The organism is Staphylococcus sp. 231237_7MaSpsaltlick (assembly GCF_043107035.1).
On sequence record NZ_JBICNX010000378.1, the window covers coordinates 1 to 441 of the forward strand.

General features: G+C 39.2%; 1 protein-coding gene and 1 pseudogene. Both read right to left on the minus strand.

Annotated elements, in window-relative coordinates:
• The coding region (locus ACF91D_RS31980; RefSeq protein ID WP_392438736.1) for an FAD-binding protein at positions 1-120 on the minus strand (120 nt) is incomplete at its 3' end.
• Positions 121-245: 125 nt separating this feature from the next.
• A pseudogene (locus tag ACF91D_RS31985) lies at positions 246-437 on the minus strand (mercury(II) reductase); the annotation flags it as partial.
• Positions 438-441: the final 4 nt, after the last annotated feature.

Consider the following 441-nt stretch of genomic DNA (forward strand, 5'->3'; position numbering starts at 1 on the left):
GCCTCCAAACGGCCTGTCATCTACCATAGCTACATTCCAGCCGGCTTTATTACATTTTGCTGCTGTGATTGAACCCGCAGAACCTGTACCAATCACAATAAGATCGTATTTCTTTATCATCATTAACCTCCTCGCAGAATTGACTCTATAATACGTTTGCCTTATTTCTATCTAATGAAACCGCGTACCTTGTCCAAGGTTGAAAGAATCCACCGTCTTAACCAAACGGTGGATTCATTGTGTTGTTATCCCGCACAACAAGATAATTTTGAAACATCTTTATCAAACGTCAGGGCAGCTAATTTCAATCCTTCTGCCATTGTTAAATATGGTGCAAGGATTTCTTTTAAATCATCTACGGTTAAACCAAACTTAACGGCTAAAGTCGCTGCATAAATCACTTCTCCTGAATTTTCAGATACATCATGAACCCCTAACTAT